The 18,382-nt window shown below is 35.2% G+C and carries 20 protein-coding genes; 4 read left to right on the top strand and 16 right to left on the bottom strand.

Features of this window, described 5'->3' with window-relative positions; translation table 11 throughout:
• Window positions 1–12: 12 nt before the first annotated feature.
• The 6 genes from LEUM_RS00475 to LEUM_RS00450 all read right to left on the bottom strand — a co-directional run bounded on the left by LEUM_RS00475 (window position 13) and on the right by LEUM_RS00450 (window position 7,065).
• Window positions 13–2,115, bottom strand: coding sequence for an ArnT family glycosyltransferase (locus tag LEUM_RS00475; protein ID WP_011679076.1), 2,103 nt, complete (start codon window positions 2,113–2,115; stop codon window positions 13–15).
• Window positions 2,116–2,311: 196 nt separating this feature from the next.
• The gene (locus LEUM_RS00470; RefSeq protein WP_242824525.1) at window positions 2,312–2,950 is read right to left on the bottom strand and encodes a hypothetical protein; all 639 of its coding nucleotides are present in this window, start codon (window positions 2,948–2,950) and stop codon (window positions 2,312–2,314) included.
• 96 nt (window positions 2,951–3,046) lie between these two features.
• A complete protein-coding gene (locus LEUM_RS00465) occupies window positions 3,047–3,937 on the bottom strand; it encodes an XRE family transcriptional regulator (RefSeq protein WP_011679074.1) in 891 nt (296 codons plus the stop codon).
• 180 nt (window positions 3,938–4,117) lie between these two features.
• Window positions 4,118–5,515: a flavocytochrome c gene (locus tag LEUM_RS00460; protein WP_011679073.1), complete on the bottom strand. Its 1,398-nt coding sequence runs from the start codon at window positions 5,513–5,515 to the stop codon at window positions 4,118–4,120.
• A gap of 196 nt (window positions 5,516–5,711) precedes the next feature.
• On the bottom strand, window positions 5,712–6,278 hold the full coding sequence (locus tag LEUM_RS00455) for an ECF transporter S component (RefSeq protein WP_011679072.1): 567 nt from the start codon (window positions 6,276–6,278) through the stop codon (window positions 5,712–5,714).
• Window positions 6,262–7,065 carry a hydroxymethylpyrimidine/phosphomethylpyrimidine kinase gene (locus LEUM_RS00450; RefSeq protein WP_011679071.1) on the bottom strand — a complete coding sequence of 268 codons (804 nt, stop codon included), beginning with the start codon at window positions 7,063–7,065 and terminating at the stop codon, window positions 6,262–6,264. Before LEUM_RS00450 ends, LEUM_RS00455 begins: the two co-directional genes overlap by 17 nt.
• A gap of 782 nt (window positions 7,066–7,847) precedes the next feature.
• Here LEUM_RS00450 and LEUM_RS00445 point away from each other — a divergent pair.
• A complete protein-coding gene (locus tag LEUM_RS00445; protein ID WP_242824524.1) occupies window positions 7,848–8,828 on the top strand; it encodes a sensor histidine kinase in 981 nt (326 codons plus the stop codon).
• A 5-nt stretch (window positions 8,829–8,833) separates the two neighbouring features.
• Window positions 8,834–9,559 (top strand): response regulator transcription factor, encoded by a 726-nt coding sequence (locus LEUM_RS00440; RefSeq protein WP_011679068.1) that lies wholly within the window; start codon window positions 8,834–8,836, stop codon window positions 9,557–9,559.
• 271 nt (window positions 9,560–9,830) lie between these two features.
• Here the strand turns inward: LEUM_RS00440 and LEUM_RS00435 are convergent, their stop codons facing one another.
• The 7 genes from LEUM_RS00435 to LEUM_RS10400 all read right to left on the bottom strand — a co-directional run bounded on the left by LEUM_RS00435 (window position 9,831) and on the right by LEUM_RS10400 (window position 12,000).
• On the bottom strand, window positions 9,831–10,043 hold the full coding sequence (locus tag LEUM_RS00435; protein ID WP_011679067.1) for a hypothetical protein: 213 nt from the start codon (window positions 10,041–10,043) through the stop codon (window positions 9,831–9,833).
• Window positions 10,044–10,048: 5 nt separating this feature from the next.
• Window positions 10,049–10,219: a hypothetical protein gene (locus LEUM_RS10655; RefSeq protein WP_011679066.1), complete on the bottom strand. Its 171-nt coding sequence runs from the start codon at window positions 10,217–10,219 to the stop codon at window positions 10,049–10,051.
• 284 nt (window positions 10,220–10,503) lie between these two features.
• The gene (locus tag LEUM_RS10415; protein WP_010287275.1) at window positions 10,504–10,680 is read right to left on the bottom strand and encodes a class IIb bacteriocin, lactobin A/cerein 7B family; all 177 of its coding nucleotides are present in this window, start codon (window positions 10,678–10,680) and stop codon (window positions 10,504–10,506) included.
• Window positions 10,681–10,841: 161 nt separating this feature from the next.
• Window positions 10,842–11,021 (bottom strand): class IIb bacteriocin, lactobin A/cerein 7B family, encoded by a 180-nt coding sequence (locus LEUM_RS00430; protein ID WP_010287277.1) that lies wholly within the window; start codon window positions 11,019–11,021, stop codon window positions 10,842–10,844.
• Window positions 11,022–11,035: 14 nt separating this feature from the next.
• On the bottom strand, window positions 11,036–11,173 hold the full coding sequence (locus LEUM_RS10410) for a class IIb bacteriocin, lactobin A/cerein 7B family (RefSeq protein ID WP_011679065.1): 138 nt from the start codon (window positions 11,171–11,173) through the stop codon (window positions 11,036–11,038).
• 458 nt (window positions 11,174–11,631) lie between these two features.
• Window positions 11,632–11,793 (bottom strand): class IIb bacteriocin, lactobin A/cerein 7B family, encoded by a 162-nt coding sequence (locus LEUM_RS10405; protein ID WP_010287029.1) that lies wholly within the window; start codon window positions 11,791–11,793, stop codon window positions 11,632–11,634.
• A 30-nt stretch (window positions 11,794–11,823) separates the two neighbouring features.
• A complete protein-coding gene (locus tag LEUM_RS10400) occupies window positions 11,824–12,000 on the bottom strand; it encodes a class IIb bacteriocin, lactobin A/cerein 7B family (protein ID WP_010287032.1) in 177 nt (58 codons plus the stop codon).
• A 230-nt stretch (window positions 12,001–12,230) separates the two neighbouring features.
• Here LEUM_RS10400 and LEUM_RS00420 point away from each other — a divergent pair, with 230 nt between their 5' ends.
• Together LEUM_RS00420 and LEUM_RS00415 are read left to right on the top strand one after the other, a co-directional pair.
• Window positions 12,231–14,378 (top strand): peptide cleavage/export ABC transporter, encoded by a 2,148-nt coding sequence (locus LEUM_RS00420; RefSeq protein ID WP_011679063.1) that lies wholly within the window; start codon window positions 12,231–12,233, stop codon window positions 14,376–14,378.
• A gap of 17 nt (window positions 14,379–14,395) precedes the next feature.
• Window positions 14,396–15,745 carry a bacteriocin secretion accessory protein gene (locus tag LEUM_RS00415; RefSeq protein ID WP_011679062.1) on the top strand — a complete coding sequence of 450 codons (1,350 nt, stop codon included), beginning with the start codon at window positions 14,396–14,398 and terminating at the stop codon, window positions 15,743–15,745.
• Between the two features lie 822 nt (window positions 15,746–16,567).
• On the opposite strand, the gene LEUM_RS10650 is transcribed toward LEUM_RS00415, so the two are convergent.
• The 3 genes from LEUM_RS10650 to LEUM_RS00405 all read right to left on the bottom strand — a co-directional run bounded on the left by LEUM_RS10650 (window position 16,568) and on the right by LEUM_RS00405 (window position 18,191).
• Window positions 16,568–16,693, bottom strand: a complete 126-nt coding sequence (locus LEUM_RS10650; protein ID WP_011679061.1) for a putative metal homeostasis protein — start codon at window positions 16,691–16,693, stop codon at window positions 16,568–16,570.
• Between the two features lie 115 nt (window positions 16,694–16,808).
• Entirely contained in the window at window positions 16,809–17,546 is a 738-nt protein-coding gene (locus LEUM_RS00410; protein WP_002815471.1) for an SDR family NAD(P)-dependent oxidoreductase, read from the bottom strand.
• A gap of 57 nt (window positions 17,547–17,603) precedes the next feature.
• Window positions 17,604–18,191: a helix-turn-helix domain-containing protein gene (locus LEUM_RS00405; RefSeq protein ID WP_002815470.1), complete on the bottom strand. Its 588-nt coding sequence runs from the start codon at window positions 18,189–18,191 to the stop codon at window positions 17,604–17,606.
• Between the last annotated feature and the right edge of the window lie 191 nt (window positions 18,192–18,382).

Raw genomic sequence — 18,382 nt, 5'->3', positions numbered from 1 at the left:
TATTCTCCTTTCTTATTCGTATATATTTGATAGATCATATAGCGTTGTACTTTGTGATTGTCCACCCATTTGTTGCGTTGGGGAACTTTGATTTGACGTACTAGAACTATATGTGACCTTAGTACCATTCTTTTTAACCCAAGTTAGTATTTTACTAATTTGACCACTTGAAGTTTTACTATTATTACCCATAACGAAGTATTTAAGTTGTCCCGACTTGACTAGCTTCTTAAACTCGGATAGAGACATCGTTGGATCAGTACCGTTATAACCACCTATAGCCATAACTGCTTTGCCTGATTTGATAATATATCCAGATGCTGAATTAGAATCTGTTGTAGCAAATAAGTATTTAGCATTGCCTTGATGCTTCTTAGTGTAGCTCAATAATTGATTATTGACTTCCCCGCCCATATCACTGCTTCCGGTTTGACTTAGCAGGGAAGGACTAGCGGCTGGTATTGCTGCAGAATTGTGCGACAATGTTGGTGTTAACGACCACCAGCCTGCCATTAGTAAGATACTAATGGCCGACAAGACAATTTTTATTTTGTTATTGATTTGTCTAGGCAATAACCACCAGATAGATAAGCCAATTGCTACAATAATCAAGATAATGCTGATAATTTGATAATATGACCATACATAGTACGCTTGCAGTAGAAGCGTTGTTAATACGGCAACACTGACCACTATTCGTGCGATCATTGATTCTTTATTGCTTTGAGCAGACATTTTCACAACCGCCGCTACGCCAATTGCTGTCAGTGCAGCAATCGCAGGGGCTAGCATAATTGTGTAATATGGGTGAAAGAAGCTAGCAACTGAGAAAAATCCATAGACTGGAACGAACCAGCCCGCCCAGAGCAGAACCTCGGATTGTTCCTCAGAAACATGGTGCCATTTAGCACCACGTTTTCTAAATCCAAACCAACCAGCAATAAGTCCAAGAATTGCAAGTGGCAGATACCAACCAATTTGTGAACCCAAATCTGATTGGAAAAGCCTAAATGGTCCAGCTGATCCAATAGCAAATGCACTGTTACCGCCACCCTGGCCACCTTGTGCTTGTCTGGTCATTTTTCCTGACTGACCAGGTGCTTTGCCTTTAGCCTGGTTTGCGTTTTTATTTGTAGATTGGTTTGGTGGCGTGCCAGTTGGCGCTTTACCACCGTTTTGTTGTCCGGTCGGTGCCTGTCCGGTCATTTTACCAGTTGACGCTGACCCGCTCGGCTTTTTACCACTCGGAGCACCGTTATTTTTTTGAGTTCCTGTTGATTTTTTGGTACTTCCCATGCCAGGGAAAGCACCGCCGGTTCCTGTTGATTGTCCTAACAATCTTTCGGTACCGTTATATCCAAATGCTAGCTCCATTAATGAATTCGTTTGTGAGCTACCAATATATGGTCGACTAGATTGGTCAACAGAATCAACTGCCAACGGGTAGGCTACTGTAAAAATCGATAAGGAAGCCATACCAACAACTAACCAAGCAATTTTCTTTTTCCACGGTAGTTTGATTGCTACCCAATAATAAACAAGCATTGCTGGTAAAATCATGAAGGCTTGTAACATTTTGATGTTAAAGCCCACACCAATCAAACCAAAACTGACAATGACTAGCCAAATATTTTTCTTAGCGACTGCTTTTTGTAAAATATATACAGCTAAAAGCAAGAAAAATACCAGTATAGCATCCATATTATTTGTGCGACTATTAGCAACCACCGTTGGCGTTAATGTCAAAATCAAGGACCCAATTCTTCCGGCCAATAAACCAAACTTTGGTGCTAATAATTTATACATTAAGTAAACAGATCCTATACCCGACAAAACACTTGGTAAAACAACCGACCAGCCATGTACACCAAATATTTTAGCTGATATGGCCATTAGCCATAATGCAACTGGCGGTTTGTCAACAGTAATAAATCCTGCTGGATCAAAAGCGCCGTACCAAAAATTCGACCAACTTTTTGTCATCGAGGTAATAGCCGCCGTATAGTAGCTATTAGCACTACCAGCATCCCATATACCCCAACCATACAGAAAGGCACTTAGTATTAAAATACCGACTAAATACCAATCTGTTTTTTGCATTCTTTTTAATTGCAAAACTGCTACCTCCTTATTCAGATAAATTTATTGTAAGAGTGGATTAATATATGTAAGTTAAACAAAAATTAATTCAACATTAAATCAATGCATTTTTACATTGACTTAATGCATAAAAATAGAAAGCATAACATGCAAATATGCACCTTATGCTTTCTATTTTCTATCCAAACACAACCCCATTTATTAAATGTAATTAACTCGTCATCCGTCGAATATGCAGGTAAGTAAATACCCCTATAGGGACAGCAGTCATAACAATCGTTGCTACAAAACGCAATAAACTATATCCAAGACTGCTACTATCAATCAAATGCTGTATTATCGTAAATAAATAATACCCAGGAAACAGCTTTTGAACAGCACTGATAATCGTGACGAATCTTCCTGTGGTCCACGTATCAAAAGGTATAATCAATAATGCCCAAACCATCATAATTGGAAAGGATAACGCATCCAACACTTTGTTATCGGCTACGATGCCCATCGCAAATCCTATTAAACAAAAGTATACTCCCAAGATCTGACACAACAAGACCTCAAAAATAAAATTAATGTCTACTTGTATTGTCTGCATAACAACACCACAAATGGTTACAGTTAACGCAATGAGGACATTTAAAATCAACTGAATCATCATTTGATCCAACACCCAATTTTTTATACCATAACGCGAGGTTTTAGCCTGTAAAAAGTAAAAATTTTGACTACGATTAATGGTTTTTCCAAACGTAACAACCGAGTTGCCCATAATACCCATTACGCAAGAAGCAACAAACCAAATACTCGAATAACGATGAGTAAAGAACCCGGCAGACTTTGCTATATTAACCATGAATATGTACCACATTACTGGTGAAATAAGTGTAAATAAAATGAAGCGTCTATTTCGAAACGTTTCCTTTAATTCTATATATGTAATCATCCTGTATCACCCCTCGTTATTATTATACTTACGGTACCATTCTTCAATTGTCTGATTATTAGAATGTATTACCGTCACTTTTTCATCTTGTACAATCACGCCGTCTTTTAATAACAAAACACGATTAAAATACCGATCAATTTGATTAAAATCATGTGTAATAGTCAAAACACTACCAGCAACATGATCCATATAATTCCAAAAGAAATCAATAGATTCTAAATCCATGCCAACTGTCGGTTCATCTAGAATCAAAAGCTTTGAAGAACTCATTACACTTAGCAATAATGCAAGTCTTCTTTTTTGACCGCCAGATAGATCACTAATTCTGACATTAGCTTGTTCTTCCAAATGAAACTTTTGTAATAATCCACTAACAAATTGCGTTGAATAAATGCGATGAATGCCGGCAGAAAGAGCTATATGTTCTGCCAATCGAAGCGTTTCTATTAAAGTATTTTCTTGGGGCATAACATTTAAATCCTCTTTGGGATCAAATAATCTTTCGATGTGACCTGCATCTGGTCGTAGCATGCCCGCAATAATATTTACAATAGTAGACTTACCCGAACCATTGCTCCCTAATAATGCAATGCGATCCTTACCATAAATTTCTAAATTCACATCATTTAATACTGGTTTTTTAAAGCCTTTACGAACGGCCGTCAACTTCAATAATAATTCTTCTGGGCTCTGTTGTCCGGCCAATAAATAATTTAAATCAACTCCAAAGATGTCCGCTAACGCAATAAGTTTATCAATGTCTGGTTCAGCATCCCCACGCTCCCATTTTGAAACGGATTGACGCGAAACATATAACTTTTGAGCAATAATCTCCTGCGATAAACTTTTCTTTTGCCGTAACATATTGAGCTGATAACTGAATATATTTTCCATATTTTAATTCCCTTCACTTTGTTGTGCACAGGTTTTATTATACGTAAAAGATTTCACTTGACCATCAAAAGCGCAATATCTCTGTATCCCTTTAGCTGCGCTGGTCGCAACTAGTAGTTGCATACTAAAAAGACTATTGCCTCACCAATAGTCTTTCCACGTTTCTCTCAAAAATTTAATTTATGACAAACTCAAAACATGTTTTGCAGCTTGCTGGCCCGCCTGTCGACCAAAAACAATTGTTTCGGCAATTGAATTACCACCAATGCGATTATCTCCATGTAATCCACCAGCCACCTCACCAGCAGCAAATAATCCTGGTACTGCCTCACCTATCTCATTTAAAACTTCAGTTAAACGATTAGTCTTTATTCCGCCCATTGTGTAATGAACGGCCGGTTTAATGTGAATTGCATAATAAGGCGACTTCTCAATACCACGATCCATGCCTGTCTGGCGATCAAATGCTATATCCTCAAAGGCCTTTTGATACATGTTCCAACCACTTACTGTTTTTTCCAAGTTATTAGGGTTTACACCTATTTTTTCCGCTAGCTCATATATTGTATTTCCTGAAACAGCTAACCCCATGGCAACATAAAAGTCGGCTGCTTTAAATGCCTCGCAAATGCCCTGATCAAATACCAGTGTCGCTCCATCCTGATGCAGGTCATCAATGGCCTTAGTCACCTGATCACGCGTAGCCATTTCATTAGTAAAGCGTTTGCCTAAATGATTGATCAAAATAGCACCAGCACCGCGCAATCCCTCGCCTATTAAATAAATATGATCCGTTTCCTGCTGGGCAGTTGGGTGAACTTGTACTTTGTTCATATCTACCAGTGCACCACCGGCAGTTGTTGCAAGCTTAATACCGTCACCGGTCGCACCGGGATGATTTGTCGTGCCTAACCTTAATAAATCAGGAGCATATACTGACATCATGGCACGATTCTGTGCGAACCCACCACTAGCAATCAGAACTGTTTTGGCATTAATAATCTTTTTTCCTGCTTGCGGGTGCTCAATCTCAACCCCCGAGATATGACCATCATTCTTAACTAAAGATAAGACTTTTGTCTGATTAAAGACGGGGATGCGCTTCTCCGCTAACTGCTGTTGCAGCCCCTTTACAAGATAACCGCCAATTGCAGTGGCACCGGTTGGTTGATGAGCGCGTTTTTTTGACATACCACCTGTCGATACAATCTCATTTAATTCAATATTATGATAAGACAACCATTCAATTGCAGATTCAGTATGTCTCACAAAATATGACAATAATTCCTTATTATTACTACCTTTTCCACCCTTAAGTGTCTCTTCATAAAATGATTCCTGCGAGTCAATTATCTGATACTTTAATTGTGTCATCGTTTCAACAGCATTCATACCAGTAGACGCGCGCATTGAATTACCCCCTAGGCTATTTAACTTTTCAAATATAACCACATCCAGCCCTAATTCTTGCGCCTGAATGGCAGCAGTCATTCCCGTCGCGCCCGACCCAATAACTACAAAATCATATGAACTTTTCAAATTATCAATATTGGTACATGAAAAATTAAATTTGACCATATTTGCTCCCCCCATTTTATGGCAATCACTATGCTTAATAAAATATATCTTTATCTTACTATACTTCAGTCGTTTTAGAGTTAATTCAGAAACCACCGTCAGAAAAAATAGTGTTCGTTAATCACAACTGTTATGAGCAAAAAAGCTACTATCCTATAAATAATAAGATAATAGCTTTTTACCGTTAAGTCGAAGTTTAACTAAAATTATTTCTTACAAATAATCGTTTAAACTGTTCAGCTAGTACTCGATATATCACAAAGACAACAACTAATGTCGTAATGCAATTAATTATAGTAGGAAAAAGAGATGAAATAGTAGCTATTATTGCCGGTTGCAGTGTCATCCCCTTAAATAAGCTCATCACAAAATTATGCCCCGTTGTCATTACTAATTTAGCAAAAACAGCTGAAAGAATAACAAGAATTAATTTTAAATTGGTTCCATGTTGTTTATAGTTTACTAATGAAAACACATAGGCCGCAACACCACCAACAATGAAGCACTCAACAAAATAATAAGGCGCTTCCATGGCATAACCATGCATCACATCGAATAATGCTAATCCAAAGCCACCAGCCAATGCACCCCGTTTATAGCCTAATAAGAGTACTGAAAGGAGCACTGCTGAGTTGCCCAAATGTACAAATGGTTTTCCTATCAGTGCCGGCATTGGAACCTGTATACTGGTCGCTACAAATGTAATACTAGTAAATAAAGCAACTAACACAATGTCTATGACTATCCTATTTTGTTGTCTCATGACCATTTTCTCCTTGCCAAACATGGCCTACAAATTGATTGACTCTAACTGCATTTTCTATCGACTGAAATGTAAAATTTTTGGCATCAAGAACCGCCTCGTGTATCGGCATCCCCTTCACAATGTTCGCCAATATAGCTGCAGAAAAAGTACAGCCTGCACCATGATTGTAATCAGTTGCTATCAATTCTCGTTGGAATATTTCAAAAGTAGTGCCATCATACAGCATATCTGTAGCTAGATTATTATCAAACCTACTACCTGATTTAATGACAACATATTTGATGCCGTAGCTAGATAGCTTTTCAGCGGCTACTTTCATTTCGGACACGTTGTTAATAGACTTCACTCCCGTTAACATCGCTGCTTCCAAAATATTGGGTGTAATAATGTCCGCTTTGGCTAATAACTTTTCTTTATAAGTCTCTAGATCAACCGTACGATCATTATCGATTGACAATTTTGTAGCCATGACGGGATCCACTAACAATGCACTGGGCTTCACGCTTTCTAGATAGCCAACCAGTGTATTGAAATTATCAACATCTGAAACCATACCAACTTTAATGCCAGCTAGATCAACCGCCACTGCTGTTTGTAATTGAGACGCAAACAGATGATTTGGCACTGTATATTGTGTCACTGCCCATGTTTGTGGTGCCATAGTCACAATATTTTCAATAGCAACCAAATTAAATATGTTGTATTTTTCGAAAGTTCTAATGTCCGCCTCTATACCACCGCCACCACTTGTATCTGACCCACCGATAGATAATATTTTATTCATAATTCTCCCATTTAAATTTTGTCAAGTTGTAATTATAAATGCTATTATACTAGTTTACTGGGTGATATCAAATTTATTTTATTGTTTAAAAATACCTCAGACAAGTAATTAACCTTGTCCGAGGTATTTATGTAAGCTAAAAACTTAGTTGCCCCTCATTTCAAAATGTGTCCTTTGGTAGCTAACCTATTGCTAAAAAACGAAACCCAATCACCACCTGTAGTGCTAACTAATTTATCTTGACCTAACTTTTCAAATTGTTCTAAAAAAACCATTTTTTCCTCCTCAAATTATACTTTATATTTACTTATTATTTTCCCTAATATCGCATTCTATCACAATAAAATGTTCACAAACGGTTGTTATAATGTGGTAAATGGTTACTACTTAAACACTTGTGGTAAACGTTTATCTTTTACTGTAAAATATAACTATAATCAAGGGGGATGATTATGTACATTTTATCAGTTACTCACATTCTACTAGGGTTTTGTAGTTTATCAAGTATTGAATTTATCATGTTTTGCACTATAAGTAGAACTAAAATACGCTTTAAAATTTACTTGCTGTTTATCTTAGCCGAACTGTTGACAACGTCATTGTTAGGTATCCCAGCTCGGATAATACATATCTTTATTCTGATATTACTTAACGTCTTACTGAACAAAGAAAAACAAAATCTTAATCTTATCGCTTTTTACGCACTATATACCGTTGTATCCGTGTCAGCCTTCGGTGCCATAATTCAGTCACTGGGCAAGTGGTTTGGACTAACATACCTCTTGGAAAATAATATCATAGCTATTTACGATACAATGATAACACCAATACTCATAGGCATTATACAGTTTGGTGTAATCAAACTGATTGCACCGAATCTAGAAATTATACGAAAAAACCAACATTTACAGAAAAGCAATCGTTTGAAATTTATCAACTCACTATTGTCTATTAGCCTAATACTTTATTTATTGACGTACCAATTTAACAATACTTCATATAAAAATGCTGTTAATATGTTCTTTGTTATTAGTTTAATATCATTATTGGTTTATCTTAAGAATACTACCCAAAATTATTTCAACTTTCAATTAGCGCAGCAAAAGCAACAGCAATTAGATCATTTAACAACCTATACAACACAAATCGAAGATCTCTATAAAAGTATCAATGGTTTTCGTCATGATTATGCCAACCTAATTGTCAGTTTAGAAACAAGTATACAAGCCGGTGATATCAATCAGATTCGCTCTATATATGAAGATGTATTAAAAAACTCCCCGAATGTATTAAATCATGGGAATCACACCTTAGGATCATTAACAAAAATCGACATCCCCGCGATCAAAAGTATTCTATCAAATAAAATTATTTTAGCACTAGAAAAAGGTATTCATATAGAATTCGAAATTGAACAAAAATGGTCCACTTGTCACGTTGATGTTTTTGATTATATTCGTATGCTGGGTATTTTATTGGACAACGCTATTGAAGCCAGCGAAGCATGCTCAATGGCGTTTATTAATATTGCGTTTATTACAGATAATATTAAGCAGGAGCACCGTCTCATTATTGAAAATTCCACTAACCAAGAATTTATTAATATCGGCCATATTTTTCAAGATGGCGTAACTAGTAAAGGAGCTAATCGTGGCATTGGATTGAGCAATATGCAACATATCTTAAGTAATTATGAACAAGCACACATAGAAACCGAATACAGCAATTATCGATTCCGACAGACATTGATTACACAAGGATAAATTTTATGCACATCAACATTTTAGAAGATGATATCATACAGCAACAAAAATTGCGACGCTACTTAAACGAATTAGTCCAGGAAAACAATTGGTCATGCCAACAGATTAACACTTACTCAAAGCCAGAACAATTATCACAGCACTTACTTAGTAATGGAACGCATCACATATACTTTCTCGATATTGAAATCAAAGGATCGGATAAAAAAGGGTTTCAGGTCGCTAAAGAAATTAGAAAACATGATCCATATGCTGCTATTATTTTTGTCACGACTCATTCTGAATTCTTGCCACTTACTTTCCAATATCATATTTCTGCACTGGACTTTATAGATAAAACGCAATCATCAAGTGATTTTAAGCAGCAATTAAAAGAATGCTTAACTCATCTTGTAGAAAAAAAGCATCAAGATAAGCCTCTAGACTTATTTCACTACAATACCTCACAATGCCATTTTCAGATACCCTTCAATGATATTCTATTCTTTGAAACAATATCTGGTACACGACAAATCGCTTTAGTGAGTAAAAATAAACGTATCCAGTTCACAGGTCGATTACAAGATATCGAAGCGATGGATGATCGATTATTCCGTAGCCATCGTTCCTATCTTGTAAATATTAATAAAATTGAACAAATTGATAAAGTCAATAATGAAATTATCCTTCATAATCAACTGACTTGTCTAATTTCCCGAAGAAAAATAAAAGCATTAAGAAACCTCCTGTGACTAAAAAGTCGGGTTCACTGTTACCATCTCAGTGAACCCGACTTTTTTATTTTTTTGTGTATGATCTGCAATAGCTAGAATTAATAGTTTCCCAACAGTACATCACTAACAATAATGCAGTAACCTGAGAACTTTTGATATGTTTTCCCCTATAGTAACCATATACTTTCTTGCCATCTGTCTAATTTGAATAAGTAATGTGATTGTTTTTTTACAATTGAATTATATAAAATAGTATTTTATGTAATAAAAGACAACTATATAATACTATTTACCGAAGAAGAGAAAATTTACTGTCTTTTTTTAATGGCCATACAATCAAATTAACAAAAGTTATTATTAGCAAAAAATGAGATGCTTGCTCTAAGTCTCTTGCAGAAATAATATTTAAGATACCTACATCTGTAAAAAAACGTAGTGCTGCAATGACAAAGTATAATATAAATGCTCCTAATGCTATTGCAGCGTTCGTATCATCTGTCATGATTATTATTTAGCCAAATCCTTCCCAAATTGATATCCTTTATCATATCCCCACACAAAGGCGCCACCAACTGCTCCAGCGATCCATAAACCAGCCACAATCAGAGGAGCTATTCCTTCTGACTCTAGTAATTCTTCAGAATTCAACTTTTTAAAATTACTTAATAAAATAGGCACTCAGGTAAATTTAAATCATCTTAAATTGCACTTTATCTGGCTAATTCCCACAATAAGAAAGTACCTTGTCCCTATAACTATAATATTCTAAAAGAGAATATATGTTTTAAAACGTGCAACAGTGCTTTTTGCAAAAGCTCTTAAAATCTTGTTAATAACGAATTAACATAAAAAAATACTCCCATACTATTTTCGCACTGAATAAAACTAGTCCGTTTTTTGTATAAGAGTAGTTCGTTTTTTGTATAAGAGTAGTTCGTTAGGCTAATTTAAAATTTCTTAAATCAGCCTAACCATCTAGATAAACCATATCCTGCAGCAAAACCTCCACCGCCAGCCAAAACAATTCCACCGGCTATCAAAAGTGGCGCAATACCACCATCCACTTCTGACAATTGTTGTGCATCCAAAATATCATAACCGTGTAAACTATTTTGCAATTTTTTATTTAATTCAGTCATATTAAAACCCTTTCGATCATTAAACTATAGAATTAACGTGTTGAAGACCTACTGCAATTCCACAAAAAAATCCAATACATCCCACAACCAAAAACAATATCCAATATCTATACTCATATAATTCTTTAAGCATTGTCACAACCACCCTTCAAACATTTGTTCTAGTTATTTCTATTGACTCTATTCAATCCAACTGCGATTCCCCCACTGAACCCTGCAGCACCCGCACCAGCCCACAATGCCCAAACGGCAACCGGAATAAATCCACCATCGACACTAGCCAATTGATATTCATCAAGTTGACTAAAATTAGAAAAATTAATTAGGTCATTTTTATGCATAATTTTATCCTTTTCTATTTTTTGATTCTATTTCTAATAGCAATTCCAGCCAGTGCACCAATAATTACCAACGGATAACACCCACCATTAATATTTTTAAGCTCTTCACTATCTAACTTATTAAATCCAACAATATTATTTTTCAAACTCATACCAATCTTCTCCCTCCTACTTATAAACACGGTAGATTGCAAGAATTAATAGAACACGAAGAATTGCTAAAGGACCTTTCGTGGTGATTGAGAACGACCTCAATATTTGGTGTTAACGTACAATTGTTCGGTTTAATTTTACAATCTACCATAAATTTAAAATTTGTTACAAACTATTTCCTTCAACGACAATATGCCACCACTTATTCCTGTCCATACAACAATTTTCCATAATGATTTTTTTCTCAAATATCCGGACAAACTGTTTTCGAATGCACCTAATAATTTATTGGGTATTAAAAATAACACAAACTGGAGAAGCATCAACAAAACAAACATATTATTCATAGCATGATATGATAAAGCTCCAAAACGATGTTGATCACTTAACCCTATTAATATTACCAATAAACATAAAGCGATAAATATTAGACACTGTAAAAGCAACAGTAGATATTTCATCGACGTAAGCCAGCTTGAGCTCTGTCTTTTCCTGCCGCATATCCAGCCTGGTATATTCCAAGTGCTAATGTTGGCACACCCAAAACTACAGCTACTGGGACTACTCCCCCATTTACATTTACCAATTCCTTGTTGCTTAATTCTTTAAATAATGCCATACGTAATTACCCTCCTTAATAAATATAATCCTATTTTTTATTATTTCGATATCCTTGGTCCATACCGAATTGATATATTGAATAGGCACCAACACCCACTGCCCCTCCAAGTACAAAGGAAATAGCAAAACCTTGTGGTGACCAACCACCATTAATGCTTTCTAATTCCATGTCATTTAATTCCTTAACCGCTGTACTGTTGATCATACTTCCCCCTATTATTTTGGTATTTAACCGCTGCGCAACGATAGAATTAAATATACACTAACTTGCTGTGTTTTTATAGATAAATGGAACGAACGGTCATGTTGAAATGTTGAATGGTTAAAAGTCCACCATTCAACACAAAATAACAACCAATTATGATCAATTAATAACAAAATGCCATTCTCACTATAAAATAAACTTTTAAAGCTATTTTATAGGAGCGCATAAGCATGAGAAAGTTTCATTATATATCACAACTTGAAGAAAAAGATTGTGGCGTAGCAGCACTAGCTATGATTTTAAAGCGACACGGCTCAGATGTTTCATTAGCTAACATTCGTGAACGCTGTCAAACATCCCTATCGGGTACAACGGCGCTAGGCTTAGTGAAGGCCGCTGAATCATTCAATATGGATGTCCGTCCTATTCAAGCTGACCTTACCTTATTTAACATGAAAGATTTGCCTCTGCCGTTCATCGCTCATGTTGAGAAAAAAGGTCAATATTTGCATTATTATGTAGTGTACGGATTCACTAAAAACAAAGTTATCATTGCAGATCCAGATCCAACAGTTGCTAAAACCGCAATGACGTTACAAGAATTCTCTAAAGAGTGGACTGGTGTAGCATTGTTCATGTCGCCTTCACCCAGATATAAACCTTTTAAAGAAAATAAAAACAGTATCCTATCCTTTCTGCCAATTATTAGTCGACAAAAAGGATTAATTGCTAATATTGTCGTCGCTTCTTTGCTAGTCACTTTAATTAGTATCGCTGGCTCTTATTATATGCAACTAGTGATTGATACTTATATTCCTAGTGCTATGTCTAACACATTAACCGTTGTTTCATTAGGACTCATTGCCACCTATGTGTTACAACAGCTACTTAGTTTTGCTCGCACCTATCTGTTAACTATTATGGGACAACGATTATCGATTGAAGTCATACTATCATACATACGGCACTTGTTCGAATTACCTGTTAATTTCTTTGCCACACGTCGAACAGGTGAAATTGTCACGCGTTTTAATGACGCCAACACCATTATTGATGCCATGGCAAATACAATTCTCTCACTTTTTTTAGATTTAGGTATCACGATAATTGTTGGCAGCGTCTTAGCAATTCAAAATACAAAACTTTTTCTGCTATCTCTAATCTCTTTTCCTATCTACTTCTTGATTGTCTATTGTTTCATGAAGCCATTTGAACGATTGAATCAAGAACAGATGGCAAGTAATGCAACGCTGAGCTCATCTATTATTGAAGACATCAATGGTATTGAAACCATAAAATCTTTGACAAGCGAGAAGACGAGCTACCAAAAAATTGATCGTGAATTTATCGATTATTTAAAAAAATCCTTTGCCCATCAAAAAAGCGAAGCCATTCAAAATAGTATTAAACAAGCAACTCAACTCATTATCAATGTGCTCGTTTTATGGTTGGGTGCCAAGCTAGTGATTAGTAATCAAATTAGTGTCGGTCAGTTAGTTACCTATAATGCATTACTAGGCTACTTTACTGAACCTTTCCAAAATATTATTAACTTGCAGGCGAAATTACAAACGGCAACGGTTGCTAACCGACGATTAAACGAAGTCTATCTTGTAAAATCAGAGTTTAAAAAATCAGAATCACAAGAGCTTCATCATAACAACCCTCATAACATTACAGTTGACGACGTCAGCTATCAATATGGTTATCAAAAGAACATATTACACCACTTTTCAATTAAGATCCCCTTTGGTGAAAAAATTGCTCTGGTCGGTGTTAGCGGTTCCGGTAAGTCAACATTAGCCAAACTACTTGTTCATTTTATATCTCCTAGTGCTGGCAACATTTTTATTGGTGAACAAAACATTAAACACGTTCAACGACAAAATTTAAGGCAACATATTCTTTATCTACCACAAAACCCATACATATTTACTGGAAGCATATTAGATAATTTAACACTAGGTGCTCGTGAAAACACAACACAAGAAGACATCCTACATGCTGTTGAGCTTGCTGACATTAAAGATGACATCGAAAATATGCCACAAAGTTATCAAACCGAAATTTCAGAGGAAGGCGGCATGTCTGGAGGCCAAAAGCAGCGTATCGCTTTAGCTAGAGCCCTCCTTAGTAATTCTCAAATACTTATTTTGGATGAATCAACCAGTAATCTTGATGTCGCAACTGAAAAAAAGATTATTGATAATTTATTATCGCTTAAAAATAAAACAATCATTTTTATTGCACATCGCCTGACTATTGCTGAAAAAGTCCAACGCGTTATTCTGCTTGAAAAAGGGATCATCAGTGAAGATGGTAGCCATGCTGAACTTATACATAAAAAATCAAAATACTATCATCTTGTAAAGCATTAATAATGGGAGGTACAACTATGTTCAACGAGAGGCTTTTAGAAAGCTCAGAATTTTATACTAAAAGATATCAAAATTTCACAACACTCATCATTTTTCCAACACTTAGTCTTTTGGTCTTGCTTATTTTGCTTGCTTGCCTTACTCATAAAGAAACTGTTATTAAAAGCACTGGAGAGATAGAACCAATCAAAATACTTAGAACGATACAATCAACAAGTAATAATCCCATCATTAAAAATGAATTACTTACAAAAAAGGAAATAACTGCTGGAGATATTCTGATTCAGTATCAAAATACTGAATCAGATACCAATTTACAGTTACAAAAATCATCACTTAAAAATCTGCAAGAACATGTACAAGCACTAATAATCTATAAAGACAGCATAAAACAGAATCAAAATTTATTTACTGATGACGATAACTTTGGTTGTTCCACTTCATACCAAAGTTATCTTTCTCAACGTCGCAGTCTGTCTACAGACCATCAGCAACAAGTCAATGACCAAGATCGCGTCAAACAGCAAAAAATAATTATATCAGAAGCTATAAATAAGAAGAATTCAGAGCTTAGCCAGTATCAAGACCTGATTAATGCCATAATAAAAAACACAAGCTTATCACCTAAAAATGCCTACTACAGCACCTTCTTAGACTACCAACATCAAACAAAAGAGTTGCCCATTTCACAGGTAGATAAACTAAAAAAAGAAACTGTAACTAGTATTCAACAACAAATTGATTCAATAAATGACGCGTTAACTAGCTATAAGACACAATATGCCGGTTTTTCTTCCACAAATTTAGCAGAAGATGCGCTCACAAACAAGCTCAACGAACTAAAATCACAACAACTATCCTCTATTACGAAAGAATTAGAAACGCTTAATCAAGAAATTGAACAGACCAAAATACAACACGCTGCAACAGAAACAAGTGGCAAAAATACTATCATCGCTACTGAATCCGGCACGGTCAATTTATTAATCAACAAAACAAAATTAACTAGCATTCCTCAAGGAACTAATGTTGCACAAATATATCCAAATCTCAAAAAAACTCCTGACTTAAAAGTTAGTTTTTATATCTCTGCAAATGAAATTTCAGAGATAGTGGAGAATCAATCAATACGTTATCATTTAACAGAAAAAAATAGCAAACACATGGTGATACCAGGCAATATTGCAAGTATTCCTGCTAATCCTATTACAACAAAAGACGGTAATTTTTATCAGGTCAGTGCAATATTAAACTTACGTCCAAAAGACTATCAAAATATTCATTATGGACAAACTGGAACAGTTAGTATCATCACGGGGAAAAGCACTTGGATTTCGCACATTAAAAACACGTTGATTCATCAATAGCGTGCACAACCTAAAAAAACGTATCACCCTTGAGTAAAAAAGGTGGTACGTTTTTTTTTTGATTCCCATCCCATACCCATGGTTGAAGGAATAGGACACGAGCACAAGCGTGACATGATGAGCGCCAATATCAATTGTTCTTCATCATCACAGACCACCACAATTGAAAAACACAGCCCCCTTGCTGTGTTTTTCAATTGTGGACCTATACTACTCCAAAAATTTTTTATCGTGCAACAAATTTTCCGAAGCTGATCAATGTAAAATTGTGATCTAACATACTAGCTTTTTCGAAAATTGTCCATCTCCATTAATTTTGAAGATAGAACTACACATGCAAAGGTAATGAACTTGAATAAATAACGATTCCATTTCATATCCTTCTCCCCATTAACTCACTTCAATAACAAGAACACTTTATGATTCAAATTAAGTGTCCCAAGTATGTAGACTGAATCACCATAAAAAACAGTTCTATGGCGCATGCACATTATCACCTGAAATGACTTTTTTCAAAATCACTTCATACAATTCCCCAATTATAAACAATAATTAGCACGATTAAGATCAATCTAAATTTCAAAACATAAACAAACGCATCAGATAGTTTTGATGATTATCCCTTCTGATGTAATTTGATGTTTTTCACCCTCCCTTTTAAATTTGTTGTATTTTAATCTATATAACAATAACTATATACACTTGATTTAGTTTTTCTACTTCAATAACATAAACGGTTGTAAAAATGCACTAAACGGTTAAAAATATGCGCCCAATCAAAAAAGCATCATAACATACGATGCCTTTTCACATATTGAACAGCTATTTACTTTTTTGTGACTTTTTAGCCTTGATTTCTTTTAATAATTTCAAAGCACGGTCTCTTGTCTTCGCGTTCGGACTCTTTAATCGTCGGTATGCACTGCTTAAATCATTTTTTTCTGCCATTATTATTTTTTCCTTTTCAATAAATAGTAACAATTACTTTTAATTATAGTAATTATTACTATTTAAGTCAATAGAATAATAACATCCAATTCATTAATCCACAATATGATAGTTCCTAATACGTAGTTATCTTACTCAAGTATGGTGCCAAAATTTCTTCTGCTGTTTTTAAATTATACTTCTTATTATCAAGCTGTACTATTTTACCATTTTCATCAAAAAATATGCCTGACATTTTCTCTAAAGTAGCATTAAGCGCCAAATATGCTCCTACCGGTACTTCTGTGTTATCTATTTTTTTGGTATATCTCATCAAATTGCTATTCACTTGTCCGGGGTAAAAGCTATTGACTGTGGTATTGCAATCTCGCAACATTTGATTTAATAAGATCATTAGGAGCGTTTTGTGCGTGATTACCCACGCTGCTCTAGAAAATGCGCTACTTTGTATTTCACAAATCGGTACAAGATTTACTGCTTGTGGGTGTCCTGTGATAATCAACACCCTACTGTTTGCTAATAAGCCACGTAATCTAGTCGTTAAATAATAATGTGGTAATAAATTCACATAGATATTTTCACTCGCATTGCGTGGGAGAACACCTGCACTATGAATTAGCACGTCAATATGTGAAAATGACCTTTTAATTTCATCAATCACACCCTCACGTTCAGCTTCGTCGGATAGGTCTCCGATAGCTACTTTAACATTATTTCCTAGCTTCTTCTGAGCTATATGGGCTTTATATTCATGACGACCAACAATAATTATATTGTGTCCTTCTTTTGCTATTTCTTTGGCAATGGCAAATCCCACGCCAGAAGTACCACCCGTTATAACGATATTTTTCATCAACATTCTCCTTAGAGTGATCTTTTCTGTAGGATGCCGGAGCCTAAACACAACCTCCTAATGAACAAAAACATGATACGCGGTGTTAATAATTTTGGGACGATATCCTTGATACTGGGCTAATTCCTTAGCAATTCGTAAGTGAATACGTTGAGTTAAGAAAGGTTCTGCCAATAATGCCAGATAAGTATCGAAAGACCAAATGCCATCTAGGTTATCAAAATAATTCTCAACTTCACTTGGCAAACCACGATTAGAATTGAGCAACGTCTGCAAAATTAATTTTAAAATTTCTTCTTGTCGTATTAAAAAATCACGGCTACATATTTCATCTAAAATTTGTTTTAACACGATGTGGTCATTTTGAAATTGATAAGCTTTTTCGCACAATTCATTCATTAAAAATTCGTCAAATAGTCTCGCATGACATAAGTCATCTAAGGTTAAGGACATAGCACTAAATATCTTAATCATGCTGCTTAACTGAATGTCTGTCTGCCCTCTTTCAAATTTAGAAATCATACTACGCGACAACCCTGTCGCTCGGACTAAATCATTGACAGAAACGCCACGTGCTTCACGCATGCCACGAATTAACCGACCTAAATTATTGACTTCTGAAAAAGTATTGACTAAATCATTCATATAACTCCCTTTTAGTTAATATGTTTACGTTGACAATAAACATAATATTTTTATCTTTATTATATCCATAAATATTGCTTATTCTTTCAGTTTTTCTTATGAGAAAAACTTTTTAGGCATTCTACACTGTTTTAAAAGGACACATACTGATACGTTTTTATTTTGAAAAAACTATTGACAACTCATCAAAT

The sequence above is a fragment of the Leuconostoc mesenteroides subsp. mesenteroides ATCC 8293 genome (assembly GCF_000014445.1).
GTDB lineage: Bacteria > Bacillota > Bacilli > Lactobacillales > Lactobacillaceae > Leuconostoc > Leuconostoc mesenteroides.
This window is presented reverse-complemented; position numbering and strand designations above follow the sequence as displayed.